The sequence below is a fragment of the Paenibacillus macerans genome (assembly GCF_900454495.1).
Classification (GTDB): domain Bacteria; phylum Bacillota; class Bacilli; order Paenibacillales; family Paenibacillaceae; genus Fontibacillus; species Fontibacillus macerans.
Map to the genome: position 1 here is coordinate 2,098,197 of NZ_UGSI01000002.1, position 14,687 is coordinate 2,112,883.

Below are 14,687 nucleotides of genomic sequence, written 5' to 3' on the forward strand. Positions count from 1 at the left end.
TCCTGCCCACCGCTTGCCTCACTCCTCATGCACATCATACAGCACGCGGGCGAGCAGGTCCTGGCTGTAGTTGCCGAAGTTTTTGCCGTAGATCGTCAGCCCCCGCTTGTTGACGGCTTTGTCGGTGACGGCGATGCGCAGCGTCAGCTCGGATTTGTAGTCCAGTCCGATTTCAGCCAGCGTAACGTCCGAAATCCGGCAGCCGTCGATAAAGCTGCCTTCATGGTTGATGCGGATCAGCTTGAGCATGCCGTACTGGTTCAAATGCGGCGGCCACCAGTCCGGGTTGAAGGTTCCGCGGGCGTCCCCAAAATCCCCTGGACTCGTCCAGAAGCCAAGCTCCACGCCGTTCAGATAAAAATAAATGTCCGACGGATAATTGTCGTTAAAACCCGGGGCTTCCGAACCAAGCTCCAGGGAAAACTGGATCTCGCGGAACGTCTGGTTCGGCTTGAGGTAGTTCGGAATCCGGTATTCCAGGTAACCTTCGGACAGCCAGATGATCTCCGAATCGATCCGCTGCGGATCGGCGAAATAACGGGGATCGTCGAAATCGCCGATGATGCTGTCCTTGGTGGCCAGCCCGCAGGTAGGGGCCACTTGATAATTGCTGTAGTGCCCGACCTGAATTTCCACTTCGTATAAATTGTCCACTTCCTTGCTGCGCAGGTCGACCATCAACTTATCCTTATTCAAATAGCAAATTTTCTGAATCCCGTGTTTGCCGACGGAGGTGTTGATTTCGATCAGTCCGCTCTCTTCCAGCTTCTTGATATGCATCGTAATCGCGCCGTTGCTGAGGCCCAACTTGGTGGCTAAGTCGTTTAAATTCAACGCCTGATTTTTGGCGAGCAATTCGAGGATTTGAATTCTGATCTCCGAACTTAACGCTTTAAAAATATCAATCCCGCTCATCAAATCCTTAATGTAGATCATCGTCATGAACCTTCTTCCGCTAGAGATAATAGAGTTCTAATTTTCATTTATTTTAGATAATTATAAACTAACAGCACTATTTAATAAATAGTTAAATAAAAAAAATGTAAATTCAACTTCAATATTACTTAAAATTTGCAGGAAAAACGTACTTCAATTCAATTAATCATAAAACAAAATACCTGGGAAATGCGGATTAAATGCTGATTTCGCCGTGAAACCACGGTTTTACAGCTTGTCTTAAATTGATTTTATAAAAACATAAAAAGATTTATAAAAATATATTTACAACGATATTCTCATGTGCTATTTTATACCTGTAAGCGGATTCATTCAAGTTATTTCAAATCAATTTATAAATTCATAAAACGGAGGGTGATACATTTGTCGTCAACCGCACCAAGAGCAAGCATGGTCGTAGACAAAGCATTCAAGATAGCCGAAGTAGATAAACGTATATACGGCTCATTTATCGAGCATCTGGGCAGAGCGGTATACGGGGGGATTTACGAGCCTTCGCATCCTACGGCGGACAGCTTAGGCTTCCGCAGCGACGTAAAGCGGTTGATTCAGGAATTAAACGTACCTATTATCCGCTATCCGGGCGGCAACTTTGTTTCCGGTTATAACTGGGAGGACGGAGTCGGCCCGGTGGAAGCCCGCCCCAAACGGCTGGAGCTGGCCTGGAGAACGGTGGAACCGAACCATGTGGGAACGAACGAGTTTGCGGCCTGGGCGAAGGAAATCGGCTCGGAGGTCATGATGGCCGTAAACTTGGGCACCCGCGGCGTGGACGCCGCCAGAAACCTGATCGAATACTGCAACCATCCCGGCGGCAGCTACTGGAGCGATTTGCGCCGGAGCCACGGTTACGAACAGCCGCATCGCATCAAAACCTGGTGCCTGGGCAACGAGATGGACGGGCCGTGGCAAGTCGGGCAGAAGACGCCTCAGGAATACGGCCGGATCGCTTATGAGACGGCCAAGGCGATGCGCCTGGTGGACCCGGACATCGAGCTCGTATCCTGCGGAAGCTCCAGTTCTTCGATGCCGACGTTCCCGGAATGGGAAGCGATTACGCTCGATCACACCTACGAGGTGGCCGATTACATATCCCTGCATCAATATTACGGCAACCGGGACAACGATACGGCCAACTACTTGGCCAGATCGATGGATATGGACCATTTCATCCGCACGGTGATCGCGACATGCGACTATATCAAGGCGAAGAAGCGCAGCAAAAAAACGATGCACCTCAGCTTTGACGAATGGAACGTCTGGTATCACTCCAATCAGGCGGACGCGCAAATCGCGCCGTGGAGCATCGCTCCGCCGCAGCTCGAGGACATCTACAACTTCGAGGACGCGCTGCTCGTCGGCAGCATGCTGATTACGTTCCTGCGCCACGCCGACCGGGTCAAAATGGCCTGCATGGCCCAACTGGTCAACGTCATCGCCCCGATTATGACCGAAAACGGCGGCCGGGCCTGGAAGCAGACGATTTTTCATCCATATATGCATGTGTCCAAATACGGACGCGGCACGTCGCTGCTGCCGATCGTCGACTCGTCGGTTTATGACGCCCAGGATTTCACCGATGTTCCTTACCTGGACAGCGCCGTCGTCTACAACGAGGCGGAAGAGGAGCTCACGATTTTTGCCGTCAACCGTCATCTGCAGGAAGCGCTGGAGCTTACCTGCGATATTCGCGGCTTTGAGGGTTACCGCCTGACCCAGCATCTGGTGCTGGAACATGAAGATTTGAAGGCCGTCAACACGGCGGATCGGGAGAACGTAACACCTCATGCCGGGGGCGATGCGGTGTGCCGTGACGGCATGGTGAGCGCCCGTCTTGCCAAAGCTTCGTGGAACGTAATTCGCCTAAGCAAGCGGGCAACCGAATAGTATAGAGCGTGCCTAGAAATTCAAATTCCAAGGAGGGTCAAGTATGAAAAAAGGAATCGCCATGCTTTTGATTTTAACGATGGCCACGTTTTTGTGGGGCTGCAACAAGTCCTCGTCGACGGCCGGAGGGGAAACCTCCGTGCTCGACGGGGGGGCCGGCGAAAGCGCGACGGAGCTGTCCTACTGGACGTTCGTGGAGCTGCACGGACAGCATTTCGAAAAGATGCTGGAGAAGTGGAACGCGGCAAATCCGGACCGGCAGATTAAGTTGAACGTGACGGTCATGCCTTATGACGATATGCACAATAAATTGTCCATCGCCGTGCAGACGGGCGTCGGCGCGCCGGACATCGCCGATATCGAATTGGGCAAATATCCCGACTTCATGCAAGGAACTCCGCAACTGGAATCGTTGAATGACGTGGCTCTGCCTTACAAGGGTACGGTCGTTCAGTCGCAATTGGATCTTTACAGCAAAGACGGAACGGTTTACGGCCTTTCCACGCATGTCGGGGCTACCGTAGCTTTTTACAACACGGAAATTTTAAATGAAGCGGGCGTTGATTACAAATCGATCGTTACCTGGGACGATTTCAAAAAAGCCGGGATGCAGGTATATGAAAAAACCGGCAAATACATGGGGACCGCGGATACGAGCGCAACCTGGCAAGCCTCGATGCTGCTGGCCCAGCAAGGGGCCGATTTTACCGATGATGCCGGCAATCCCAAGGTCAACTCCGAAGAATTGGTCAAAGGGCTGTCGATCCTTAAAGATCTGCAGGACAACAACGTCATCGCCACGATCGCCGGCGGTCAACCCGATACGGAAGAAGCTTACGGCGAATTTAATGCCGGCAACTATGCGACCGCTTTCATGCCGCTCTGGCAAATGTCGAGATATACGAACTATATGAAGGATCTCTCCGGCAAGATCGCCATCGCTCCTTTGCCCGTGATCGAGAAAGGGATGCCTCGTTCATACGGCGGCGGCGGTACGGCAACCGTCGTCACCAAAACGGCCAAGGACGTTCAACTGGCCAAGGAGTTCATCGCTTACGCCAAGCTTTCGCTCGATGCCAATATCGAAATTTGGAATACGCTGGGCTTTGATCCGATCAACATGGATGTCTGGAATATGAAAGACGTGACGCACAATCCGGAAAACCAGTTCGTGAAATACTTCGTCAACAACCCGTTTGACGTGCTGAACGAGATTAAAGACGAGATCCAGCTGATCAAATCGACTTCGGCTTCGCCGACGATCAACAACGTGTTGTGCACGGTTACGCTAAACGAAATTTTCGAGGACGGCAAAGACATCAAGCAGGCGCTGGACGATGCCCAGGCGCAAATCGAACAAGAACTGAAATAGAATGATAAAGTTACGGAGCTGCTCTTTTCCGCAAAGAGTAGCTCCGTTTAAAAAGGAGTAGAGTGATGATAAAAAAATTCCTATACTCGCAAAAAGTTGCTCCTTACGTTTTTGTGTTGCCGTTTGTGCTGGTGTTTCTGATGTTTTGGGTGTACCCGCTGGCGAATTCGGTCGGAATGAGCTTCCAAAAGGTCACGTTGGGACAGGAACCGGCCTGGATCGGCTTTGACAACTACGGCAAATTGATGGGCGACGGCGTGTTTCTTAAAGCGGTGATAAACAGCGCCGTCTATATGGTGCTGACCTTGGTGATCCTCATCCCGTTTCCGATGCTGTTTGCGGTGCTGATCAACACCAAATTCATGTGGGGAAGGGAATTTTTCAAATCCTCGTTTTTCTTTCCCGCACTGACTTCCGTCGTTGTGGCCGGGACGATCTTCCGGCTGATGTTCGGCGAAATGGAAGGCTCGCTCATCAACAGCTTTTTGGGCTGGTTCGGCGTGGATCCGGTCAAGTTCTTGAAGGGGCAGGCGACCGGGATGATCGCTTTGGTGGCATTGGCGACGTGGCGGTGGACGGGGGTTAATATGCTTTATTTTTTATCCGGACTCAAAAGCATCCCCGAAGAATACTACGAAGCCGCGTCGATTGACGGAGCTTCCCGTTTTCAGCGCTTTACGAAAATCACCATGCCGCTGCTGAAGCCCACGACCATTTATGTGCTGACGATCAGCATTTACGCGGGGCTGGCGATGTTTATCGAGAGCATGATGTTGTGGAACGGCAACAATTCTCCGAAAAATATCGGGCTCACGATCGTCGGTTACTTGTACCGGCAGGGCATCGAGAAGAACAATTTGGGATACGCGGCGGCGGTGGGCATCGTGCTGCTTGTCATTACGATGGCGATTAATTTAACGCAGCTGGCCTTCACCGGCATGTTCAAAAAGGAGGAGGAAGCATGAAAAAAGAACTGCCGCTTAAAATCGTCCTTTTTGCTTTTTTCGCCGTGTTGTGCGTGCTGATCCTCATTCCGTTTTACGCGGTGACGATCGCCTCCTTCAAACCGGGGGAAGATTTGATCCGTTATGGGCTGAATTTGCGGTTTGACTTGTCCGCCATGAGCTTCGACAACTTCATTTATTTGTTTACCGGGGATCATTCCTATTTTCTATGGTTTTTCAATTCGCTGCTGCTGACGGTTGTGCAGGTCGTTCTGACGCTGCTGGTCAGCGCAACGGTCGCATACGGCTTCTCGGCTTATGAATTTAAAGGAAAAAACACTTTGTTTGTTTGCGTTCTGCTCATCATGATGGTTCCGTTTGAAATTTTGCTGCTGCCGCTTTATACGCTGACCTACAACATCGGGCTGATGAACTCGTATTCGGCGATCATTTTGCCGGGCATCGCCAGCGCGGCGACGATTTTCTTCTTCCGCCAATATTTGCGCGGGATTCCGAAAGAGATCATCGCGGCCGGCCGGGTGGACGGCGCAAGCGAATACGGCATTTACGTCCGGCTGATTCTTCCGGTCATGAAGCCTTCTTTTGCGGCGATGGCGATTTTGAACGGGATGAACAGCTGGAACAATTTCCTGTGGCCGTTTATGGTGCTGAGCAACGCCGATAAATATACGCTGCCGATCGGGCTCAAAACGCTGCTGACGCCTTACGGCAACAACTACGACTTGCTGATCGTCGGCTCCTTTTTTTCCATCATTCCGATCTTCATCTTGTTCGTCGCTTTTCAAAAGTACTTTATCGACGGGATGACGGCGGGAGCGGTGAAAGGCTGACCGGGTAAAAGAGCATTTTGGGAATTGGGGAGCTGTATTAAAATTAGGGCGAGGCTCTGGGCATAAGCAAGCTATAAAAACTCGGGCGAAAAATAACGAAAAAAAACGGCGCTAATTCGGCAAGATCCCCCACTTTGGGAGAAACAGAGGAAATTTATGGCGCTACTTTCTTGAATCGCAGGGAGATGACCGCTTTTTGCACCGTTCGTTGGAAAATAAGTACAATAAATTCCGCTAATGGCGATGAACAGATTCAATCCCCGAAAATAAAACCAGAAAATTCCGTAATTTTCCGAACACATATATAAAGGAGAGAGAACCGATGGACAAAAATAGAGAATTTGTGAATCCGATCGTGGAGCAGCGGGCCGACCCGTGGGTATACAAACATAGCGACGGATATTACTACTTTACCGCTTCGGTCCCCGAGTACGACCGGATCGAAATCCGCAGATCGGCGACCATTCAGGGATTGGGAGAGGCCCAGCCGGTTGTGGCTTGGCGCAAATACGACTCCGGCCCGCTGAGCGCCAACATCTGGGCGCCGGAAATTCATTATATCGACGGCAAATGGTACATTTACTTTGCCGCCGCCCGTACGACGGAGACGAAGGAAGGGCTGTTCGACCACCGGATGTACGTGCTGGAGAATGAAGCGGCCAATCCGCTGGAAGGACGGTGGGAAGAAAAGGGGCAGATCCGCACCCGCTGGGAAACGTTCTGCCTCGACGCAACGACGTTCGAGCACCGCGGGGTACGGTATTATGTCTGGGCCCAGAAGGACCCGGACATCGAGGGCAACTCCAATCTGTACATTTCGAAAATGAGCAACCCGTGGACGCTGACCGGGGAACAAGTGATGATTGCGACGCCGGAGTATCCGTGGGAAACGATCGGCTTTAAAGTGAATGAAGGTCCGGCGGTGTTAAAGCGGAACGGGCGTATTTTTATCGCTTATTCGGCCAGCGCCACCGACCACCACTACTCTATGGGGCTGCTGACGGCCAGCGAGGAAGCCGATCCGCTTGATCCCGCAGCCTGGACGAAATCGCCGGTTCCCGTGTTCCAAACGAACGAGGAGACAGGGCAATACGGGCCGGGGCATAACAGCTTTACCGTGGCCGAAGACGGGCGGGACGTTCTGATCTACCACGCCCGCAATTACAAGGAGATCACCGGCGATCCGCTGTACGATCCAAACCGCCACACGCGGGCCCAGTATTTTGGCTGGAACCCTGACGGAACCCCGAATTTCGGCATTCCCGTGAAAGACGGAGTCCGCTCTTGAGACGAGTAAAGACGGGTTAGACCCGGAGAAAAAAAGCAACCAACCGCTGCCGTATGGCGGCAGGGAGGCTGCTTTTTTTGACGTTATAGAGGGACTGAGGCTAAAGGACCTTTAGAGACGTTATCTGCGGAAAAACGAAGGTTTGAAAAATGTAACGGACAGAGATGACTCCATTTCCCTCGAATCGGCCGGGGTGAACTCTTTTAGAGCGAAATTGGGTCATGTGGGTCCGTTAGGCTATTAGCGTTGTATTAAATCCGCCAAGATACAATTTCTCGCCACCACATTCTAACGGTTGCCATAGCGCTTAATTAGCTAAAACCCGGCGATTTGGGCTCAGATTAGAGCAGGCAATAGCGCTCACAACCGTTGCTATGAACGTTTTTGTCAAGCCCTCCGTGTGAGAGGTGCCTGAGCACGTGGCGCGAGAGCAAAAATGCGAGCGACGGTCGGCACGCTGCTATCCGTGGGTTGGTACCACATGTTATGCCTTCGTCAAGGAGAGCTCTTGCAAGCTAGAAGCGCACGTTCAGTTACTCACCTAGTGCAAACGGTTGACGCAAATTCTCTCCCGGAACCTTCGTTTGCTCCCGGGCCTCGTGCTCAGGCGTGAGCTTGTCAAGCGCTTTTCTTGACAAGCGGTTAGGTTCAAATCAACACTTTTCCTATTCCTCATTGGAAATGAGGAACGCCTCACGGCGAGTGTGGGGGTGCAGGGGGCAACGCTCCCTGCGTCTCCCCAAAGGGGACGGAAGGGGCGTTAGTTAGCCACCGGTTGTTCCACCGTTCGAGCAACAGCCCATATGAACCCGGTTAGCTCCCTGGCCACCGCGCCTACGGCCACATTTTTGTGTTTGTTCTTTCCAAAAATGAGATGACGGTATTTGTAATGCAATCTTTCTTGCGCTTTCCACGACAACAGTTGTATATCGGCCGGCATGCCATCCAAACGCTTGGCGAGATCTCCTTTCACCGCAGGCCGATGACGGTAGCTCCAGGCGGATTCCACCAAGGATCGGCGCAAGCGCCCGTTACCGGCTTTGGTCATACTTCCGCGCCGAGTACTCAGGCCGGTTGAACTCTCACGAGGAACCAACCCTAAATACGCCATGAGTTGGGCCGGGGAGCGGAAGCGAGTAAATGAACCGATCTCAGCAGCTAGAGTGACGGCCGTCAGTAGTCCAATCCCACGCAGGGACTGAAGCACCCGAATCAGAGTTGCCTTGGAGCCGACCGTGGCTTGCTGAACCAAGGCTTTTTCCAAACGCCCCATCCGCTGCTCGATCTCATTTAAGGTATGGAGCATCTCGTCGAAGGCTACTTGCATGGGCTCATAAGGGAATGTCAGTTGCTCCAGCCAGGAACGGTACTTCCGGGTCCAACGACGCTTTATCGTAGCCGGCGGTTCGATTTGATGGCGGAGCAGGAACTTCAATATCCGCTGGCGTGCCCGATGCGCGTCCTCTTTGGCGGCCTCCCGGGCGCGAACCAACTCCCGCAAAGCCTCGTCTTCCCGCTCCGGGACGTAGACAGGAGTCAATTCTCCTGCACGAAACAGACGGGCAAGCTGCTCGGCGTCCCGTCGATCCGTCTTCACGTGATCGCCAGGGCGTTTGGGAATAAGCGACGGAGCAATGACAACGCAATGGGCTCCCATGGAGGTGATCCAGCGATAGGTTTCGTAACCTGTCGGACCTGCCTCATAACAAAACGATAGCGTTTCGGCCGGTCCCAGTTCTTTGATCAGCTTGCGCAGCGCCGCCGGGGTGTGAGGAATGCTCCCGTAATAGCGAGGAGTTTCACCGCTTGCATCTGCAATAGCAACCGAAATTTTTTCTTTGGATACATCTAAACCGACGAATTTTGTGGTAGACTGCATAGTATCAGCTCTCCTTTGCTATGTAGCTCTGAAATGGTTTGGTTTTCACTATCCATTTTAACCTACGAGATGTAGCAATATGGAGGGCTGTCTTTTGTTTACGTTCATCATAGCTAGATTTCTGGCGTGATCTTAAATGGAATAGCGCTTAAGGTGTACCAGAGATTTTGTAAGCGCTAATGCAACGCCAGTGCCGTTAGGCCGGGAAATGGACAAATAAAGCCGCCGCCGGAGGATCAAAATAGTGCTATAACGGAGCAGGATAATGTTTGTTCCTCTTTTTGCGAATAACTTATAATTATTGTAAACGTTTCATCAGACCATTCGCTGGAAGGTTGGTGCATGTGAAACATTTTCCGGCTGGAGGAATGCAACATGATTAAAGTGCTAATTGTCGATGATGAACCGAAGCTGCGCGAAGGACTTCGTACGTTTATCGATTGGAATGCGCTCGGGTACGACGTGGTTGACACGGCCGCAAACGGAAACGAGGCGTTGGATAAATATAGGCGGCATCATCCCGGCTTGGTTGTGGCCGATATCAGGATGCCCGGGATGGACGGTTTGCAGCTGATCGAAAAGCTGCGGAGCGAGGATCCGCAGCTTCATATCTTGATCCTCAGCGGTTATGCGGACTTCAGCTACGCCAAACAAGCGATAACGCAGCGGGCCGACGGCTATTTGCTGAAGCCGGTCGACGAGGATGAGCTTAAGGAATATCTGGCGAAAATCAAAAAGGCGGTCGAGGAAGAGACCGCTTCCGAGGAATGGCGGCATGTTACGGCGGAGTGGACCCGCGAATCGCTGATCCAGTCCGTATTGGCGGGTACGGATGAGCAGCAGACGGCGCCGCTGTATGAGCGGGCCGGAGAAGTGGGGATCACGGGCAAGGCGTATCAGGTTTTGCTGGTGGCCGTACATGCCGAGGATGACGCCGATATGAGCGCAGGGGAACTGGTGAGAAAAAAACTGGCCCACCTGTTTGAGGATACCGGGCGGGGCTGGGTGTTCGGCATTCAAGCCAAGCTCGGCGTGCTGTTAAGGGAACCGCTGCTCGCTGTGGAATACGAAAGCGTATACAGAGAGATCCGGGAAGAGCTAAACGGCGCCGGAGCGGAATTTACCGCGGCGCTGGGGAACAAGGTCGGCTGTCTGCCGGACATCCGCAGCTCCTACCTTGAGGCGTGCGAACTTATTAAGCTGCATTTCTTTTTGGATCAGGGCGCCATACTATCCCCCGAAGCGCTGCGGAGCGGGGCGCCTGCGGAATTGCCGGACTCCTCGATCGAAGAGATCGGCGAGCAGCTGCATTATGCCCTGGATATCGGGAATCGGGAGGCGGTGAAGTCGCTCGTTCGTAAAGCCGGGCGGGCCCTTGCCGCCGGCGGGTATCCGGAGAAGGAAATCAAGCGCCGTTTTGTGGAAGTGTTGACGTCGATTCTCGGCAGGGCCTTGAAGCAGTCTTCCGCTTTGCAGGATCGCAGCAAAGAATTTTCCGATTATATATCGGAAATACACAAAATGCGGACGATCGAGGGGTTGTACGAGAAAACGGAATTCCTGCTGCAGCAAATCATGCATCAGCTGGGCGAAGGCGGCAAACACCGCGAAGTGAAGATCATGCTGGATTTGATTCACCGCAATTTCAACGAAAATTTGAAGCTGGAGACGTTGTCGGGCATTTTTAACTATAACAGCGCTTACCTGGGCAAATTGTTCAAAAACGCCACCGGGGAATATTTTAATACTTACTTGGACAAAGTGCGGATCGAAAAGGCCAAGGCATACCTGGAGGAAGGGCTGAAGGTGTACCAGGTGGCCGAGAGGGTCGGTTATACCAACGTCGATTATTTCCACAGCAAGTTCAGAAAATACGTCGGGACTTCCCCGTCCGCATACCGCAAAACAGCGAGCAATGCGTAAGGAAAATTGCGCAGGATTGGATGAAGTGCCTGAAGCCAAAGCAGCGAATGTTGGTGGAACAACGAACATCGCTGCTTTTTGCGGTTGAGCCAGGGAGAAGGGACAAGCACGGCTTTCTGATGCATCAAATTGTACGTACAACTTGATATATTGAATGCATTGTATAGAAGGAGTTTAATAGTTTTAGACTTTTTATTTTAAACAAATCCATAATAAATACAGCATAAAATCGCTAAATCCACATTTCTAGCATCATTTAATAGGTACGTACATAAAATCAAAAAAACAAATAAATCATTGACGTGTACGGACAATAGGATTAGTATTTTAACCATAAGCATGAAAATTATGGGTTTGAGAGGAGGCTGATTCCAAAGTCGATGTTTTGTAAGGGGTTACAAACGGGGTTGTTAAAGCATGATTTTAACCTGCATATATGTACATTACTGGACTGCACAGAAAAACAAAGCTGGAGGGGAATAGGTTGAGAAAAAAATGGACGGTTACATGTATCCTTGTTTTTGTGGTAAGCGCTTTATTGGCGGCTTGCGGCAGCGGTGCCGATAAAAACACGATCAGCTTTTGGACGCCGCTGACCGGGGATGACGGGGCTTACATGGATCAGCTCGTCAAAGATTACAACGCCACCAATCCGGAGTTTAAAGTCAAACATATCGTAACGGCGGACATGTACACGAAGATTTCCACCGTGCTGAATACGGGAAAAGGCGTGCCGGACTTGGCCATTATCCATGCCGACCGCGTGCCCGGCTACGTCAAGCAGGGCGTGCTTGAGCCGATGACGGCCGTCCTGGGGGCGCAGCCTGAAATCAAAGAAGCCAATTATTTGCCGCAGGCGTGGGCGACCGGCAATATCGGCGGAACGCAGTATACGGTGCCGCTGGACATCCACAGCAACGCGATGTATTACAACAAAGATCTGCTGAAGAAATACAATGCGGAATCGTTCCTGGACGATAACGTCGTTACGATCGATGAGATGCTGTCGCTTCAAGGAAAGCTGGACGAAGGCGATTATGTAGTAAACGACGCTTTGCTCGGCTGGGTGATTCTGGCGCAGGTGCAGAACCTTGGCGGGGACATTCAGCAGGACGGAAAACCGGCCGTAAATACGGAGGCGATGAAGCAGGCGTTCGAAAACGTCAAAAAAATCGCCGACGCGGGGCTGATGACGCCGTTTGGCGAAGACGGCTACCTGATGTTCCAATCCGGGAACGTGCTGTTCTCCACGGACGGAACCTGGAGCTCGACGGCGCATGCCGCGGTGGAAGGCCTGAACTTCGGCGTGACCAACATTTACTCTCCAACGCCCGAGAAATTTACGAACCGGGCTTCTTCCCACCTGTTTGCCATGCTGAAAAACGATGAACGCAGCGACGAGAAAGAAGCGGGCATCGGGGCCTTCCTGGAGTTCATTCGCCAAAATTCCATGGAATGGGCGAAAGCCGGCCAAATCGTCGCCAGCAAGCAGGTGATCGAAAGCCCGGAGTATCAAACCTACATCCAATCCTTCTTCACGTCCAACGAGGAGGAGATTAAATCCCTTTACATTTACACCTATGAATATTATCCGTATGTGGCCGAGGCGGTGGACACGTACGCGGCCGATATCGTCCGCGGCAACGTCGGCATCGGCGAAACGCTGCAAACGATGCAGAAATACGTGGAGGATAAAATCGCGGAAAGCAGCAAAGCGGCGGAGTAGAACGCGATGAAAAACAAAAACAAACTTGCGCCCGTTTTTTTTGTAGGTCCGCACTTCATTTTGTTTGTCATTTTTGTTTTCGTGCCGACGATTTACGGAATTTATGCTTCGTTTACCCAGTGGAATCTGATGAACGATCCGGTATGGGTCGGGCTGCAAAACTATAAAACGATCCTGTTTGACGCAGATTCGACGTTCTACAACCAATTCCGCAACGGGCTGAAAAACACGTTTATTTTCGTCGGACTCAGCGTTCCGATTTTGATCGTGCTCCCTTTGCTGATCGCCGCCGCGCTGGAGCACAAAAAAGTGAAACTGAAGGGCGTCATCCAGTCCATCCTGTATGTCCCCGGCCTGATCTCGATTTCGGCGGCGGCGCTGATCTGGCTGCTCATCTTCAACAAGCAGCTCGGGATCGCCGGGAACGTGTTCGGCTCGGACGTGGCCTGGGCGGCCAATCAGCCTTATGCCTGGATCATCATTATCGTCATTACGGTATGGGGCGGCGTCGGCGGGAACATGATCATTTACCGCGCCTCCATTAACGGGGTGGCCAAAGATTTGTACGAAGCCGCCGGCATCGACGGCGCGGGAGCGGTCCGCAAATTTTTCAGCATCACCCTGCCGTCGATCCGCTTTCCGGTCATTTATACGTTTGTGATGACGACAGCCGGCGCTTTTAACGTATTCGGCCAACCGCTGATGATGACGGACGGGGGGCCGCGGCAAAGCACGCACGTCCTGATGATGTATATCCGCCAGCTCGCCTTCGGCACCGGGGAATCGATCGCCGGGATGGCGTCCGCGATGGCGGTGCTGCTGGGGCTCGTTATTTTGGTCATATCGACGCTGCAGTACTATGTGATGAACCGGAACGCTGCATAATCCGGGAGCAACGAATGGAAGAAAAGAACAGGAGGTGTCAACTCGCATGGAGAACCGCGCGCCAAGCGAATTAAGCCGGCTTCCGGGTCCGGGGATCGGAACGGGCTCCAAACGCAAATCCTTCACCGTTTCCGTTTCCCAGCTTATCGCTTATCTGTTTTTAATCGCGCTGTGCGTCATTTGGGTCGTTCCGGTAATCTTCGGCGTCACCACATCGTTCCGCTCCCAATCGGAGGTCGTGTCCACCGGGTTCAGGCTGCTGCCTGCCGAGTGGATTGTCGATAACTACGTGACGATTCTGAAAAATACGTCAACGGCGCCCATTTTGCGCTGGCTGATCAACTCTTTATATATTGCGGCGTTTCATACCTTTTTGGTGATCGTCGTCATTTCGCTGACGGGATACGGTTATTCCCGCATGAACTTCAAAGGCAGAGACACGCTGTTTTTCACGCTGCTGGGCATCTCTTTTTTTCCGGCTGTCGTGAACCTGATCCCATCTTATAAAATCATCGACGCGTTAGGCTGGGTCAATACGTCCTGGGCGATGATCGTTCCGGGGCTGGCGGGCATGGGCAACATCTTTTTGGTACGGCAATTTATGAAAGGAATTCCCCATGAGCTGGACGAATCCGCCCGCGTCGACGGGGCCGGCGATTTGCGGATTTATTTTTCCGTGATTCTGCCCTTAATCAAGCCGGTGCTGATCGTGTGCGGCTTATTTTCGTTCGTCGGGTCCTGGAACGATTTCCTTTGGCCGGTCATCGTGTACACCGATGTGGTGAAGATGCCGGTGACGGCGGGGCTGCTGCTTCTGCAGGACATTTACGGCAACTACCGGATGATCGGGCAGCTCATGGGGTCGGCGATTCTGGCGATCATTCCGACGTTTCTGCTGTTTGTGTTCGCGCAAAAATATTTTTTGCAATCGATCAATCTGAATTCGGGGATTAAGGGCTGATGGTTCGATAATCC

At 52.0% G+C, this 14,687-nt stretch carries 11 protein-coding genes; 9 read left to right on the forward strand and 2 right to left on the reverse strand.

Going from position 1 to position 14,687, the window contains the following annotated elements:
• Positions 1 to 18: 18 nt before the first annotated feature.
• Complete coding sequence (locus tag DYE26_RS32615; RefSeq protein WP_036621008.1) at positions 19 to 936, reverse strand: ArsR/SmtB family transcription factor; 918 nt, start codon at positions 934 to 936, stop codon at positions 19 to 21.
• Between the two features lie 411 nt (positions 937 to 1,347).
• Here DYE26_RS32615 and arfA point away from each other — a divergent pair, with 411 nt between their 5' ends.
• The 5 genes from arfA (at position 1,348) to DYE26_RS32640 (ending at position 7,299) form a co-directional block, all read left to right on the forward strand.
• Positions 1,348 to 2,844: an arabinosylfuranosidase ArfA gene (gene arfA / locus DYE26_RS32620; RefSeq protein WP_051985343.1), complete on the forward strand. Its 1,497-nt coding sequence runs from the start codon at positions 1,348 to 1,350 to the stop codon at positions 2,842 to 2,844.
• Between the two features lie 43 nt (positions 2,845 to 2,887).
• Positions 2,888 to 4,216, forward strand: coding sequence for an ABC transporter substrate-binding protein (locus DYE26_RS32625; RefSeq protein WP_036621011.1), 1,329 nt, complete (start codon positions 2,888 to 2,890; stop codon positions 4,214 to 4,216).
• A gap of 65 nt (positions 4,217 to 4,281) precedes the next feature.
• Entirely contained in the window at positions 4,282 to 5,181 is a 900-nt protein-coding gene (locus tag DYE26_RS32630; protein ID WP_036621013.1) for a carbohydrate ABC transporter permease, read from the forward strand.
• Positions 5,178 to 6,011 (forward strand): carbohydrate ABC transporter permease, encoded by an 834-nt coding sequence (locus tag DYE26_RS32635; RefSeq protein ID WP_036621016.1) that lies wholly within the window; start codon positions 5,178 to 5,180, stop codon positions 6,009 to 6,011. The genes DYE26_RS32630 and DYE26_RS32635 overlap by 4 nt, the downstream gene beginning before the upstream one ends.
• Positions 6,012 to 6,333: 322 nt before the next feature.
• The gene (locus DYE26_RS32640) at positions 6,334 to 7,299 is read left to right on the forward strand and encodes a glycoside hydrolase family 43 protein (protein WP_036621019.1); all 966 of its coding nucleotides are present in this window, start codon (positions 6,334 to 6,336) and stop codon (positions 7,297 to 7,299) included.
• A gap of 760 nt (positions 7,300 to 8,059) precedes the next feature.
• On the opposite strand, the gene DYE26_RS32645 is transcribed toward DYE26_RS32640, so the two are convergent.
• On the reverse strand, positions 8,060 to 9,178 hold the full coding sequence (locus tag DYE26_RS32645) for an IS110 family RNA-guided transposase (RefSeq protein ID WP_036623922.1): 1,119 nt from the start codon (positions 9,176 to 9,178) through the stop codon (positions 8,060 to 8,062).
• Positions 9,179 to 9,553: 375 nt separating this feature from the next.
• Here DYE26_RS32645 and DYE26_RS32650 point away from each other — a divergent pair, with 375 nt between their 5' ends.
• From DYE26_RS32650 to DYE26_RS32665, 4 genes are all read left to right on the forward strand, one after another.
• A complete protein-coding gene (locus tag DYE26_RS32650; RefSeq protein WP_036621022.1) occupies positions 9,554 to 11,101 on the forward strand; it encodes a response regulator transcription factor in 1,548 nt (515 codons plus the stop codon).
• A gap of 436 nt (positions 11,102 to 11,537) precedes the next feature.
• Positions 11,538 to 12,827, forward strand: coding sequence for an extracellular solute-binding protein (locus DYE26_RS32655; protein ID WP_051985344.1), 1,290 nt, complete (start codon positions 11,538 to 11,540; stop codon positions 12,825 to 12,827).
• A 6-nt stretch (positions 12,828 to 12,833) separates the two neighbouring features.
• Positions 12,834 to 13,712 carry a carbohydrate ABC transporter permease gene (locus DYE26_RS32660; protein WP_036621026.1) on the forward strand — a complete coding sequence of 293 codons (879 nt, stop codon included), beginning with the start codon at positions 12,834 to 12,836 and terminating at the stop codon, positions 13,710 to 13,712.
• A gap of 46 nt (positions 13,713 to 13,758) precedes the next feature.
• On the forward strand, positions 13,759 to 14,673 hold the full coding sequence (locus tag DYE26_RS32665) for a carbohydrate ABC transporter permease (RefSeq protein ID WP_036621028.1): 915 nt from the start codon (positions 13,759 to 13,761) through the stop codon (positions 14,671 to 14,673).
• The last annotated feature ends 14 nt before the right edge of the window (positions 14,674 to 14,687 follow it).